Source organism: Sedimentimonas flavescens (genome assembly GCF_019264375.1).
Lineage (GTDB): Bacteria > Pseudomonadota > Alphaproteobacteria > Rhodobacterales > Rhodobacteraceae > Rhodobacter > Rhodobacter flavescens.
Genome location: NZ_JAHVAI010000053.1, coordinates 1 through 1187, shown reverse-complemented (window position 1 = coordinate 1187; position 1187 = coordinate 1). Strand labels below are relative to the sequence as shown.

The 1187-nt window shown below is 65.5% G+C and carries 1 protein-coding gene; it reads right to left on the bottom strand.

The features are described 5' to 3' along the window. Positions 1-18: 18 nt before the first annotated feature. Positions 19-1187 (bottom strand): IS3 family transposase gene (locus tag KTQ37_RS16630; protein ID WP_413243733.1). Its coding sequence is split into 2 segments (ribosomal slippage), with 1170 coding nucleotides annotated over them: positions 19-950 and positions 950-1187; the frame shifts between segments, so codons are not numbered across the junction. This gene is flagged as partial in the annotation.

The window sequence follows — 1187 nt, the reverse complement described above, 5'->3', positions numbered from 1 at the left end:
TGCTGTGACCCCCGACATTCATCCAGCTGACGCCGGAGTCCGCGGTTGAGTTTGGCGCTGTTGCGCCGCGGGAGCAATGGGCGAACGGCGGAACGGTTCCGTTGCGTGGAGCCGGTCGCCCATTGCGGTGAGTTGGGCCGCGAAGGCGGCGGGGGTCTGGTAGCCCACGGCCGAGTGTGGTCGCTCGGCGTTGTAGTCCGCCACCCAGTCCGCGACGATGGCGCGGGCGTGGTCGAGCCCGTGAAACAGCGTCTCGTTCAAGAGTTCGTCCCTCATTTTCGAATTGAACGCCTCACAGATCCCATTTTGCATCGGCTTGCCGGGCGCGATGAAATGCCAGGACACGCCCACCTCCTCGGTCCAGGCCAGCATCGCGTTCGAGGTGAACTCGGTGCCATGATCGCTGACGATCAGACCTGGTTTGCCGCGCCGCGCGATCACCGTGGAGAGCTCCCGCGCCACCCGACGCCCCGAGATCGAGGTGTCGACCACGGCGGCCAGGCATTCCTTCGTCACATCGTCGATCACGTTGAAAACGCGGAACCGGCGACCGTGTGTGAACTGGTCGTGCACGAAATCGACTGACCAGCGGGCGTTTGGCACGGCGACCGTTAGCAGCGGCGCCCTTGTCCCGGTTGCCTTCTTTCGACCGCGCCGCTTGCGCACCGACAAGCCTTCCTCGCGGTAAAGCCTCTGGGTCTTCTTGCGGTTCATCACCAGCCCCTCTCTTCTCAGCAACACATGCAGCCGCCGGTAGCCGAACCGGCGGCGTTCGCCCGCGAGCACCCGCATGCGCTCGCGCAGTCCGGCATCGTCAGGTCGGCGACTGCGGTAGCGCACCGAGGTCCGCTCCGCACCGATCACGAAACACGCCCGCCGCTCGCTCATCTCGTGGGCCTCCACGAGGATCGCGACGGCTTCGCGCCTGGCGGCGGGCGTCACCACTTTCGGCTGAGGAGATCCTTTAGCGCGGCCTGGTCCAGGAGGGCATCGGCGAGCAACCGCTTCAGCTTCGCGTTCTCGTCCTCGAGCGCCTTCAGCCGCTTCGCGTCTGACACCTCCATGCCTCCGAACTTCGCCTTCCAGGCGTAGAACGTGGAATTGCTGATCCCGTGCCGACGGCAGAGGTCAGCGGTCTTCGCCCCTGCCTCCGCCTCACGCAGGATGGCAATGATCTGCGCTTCGTT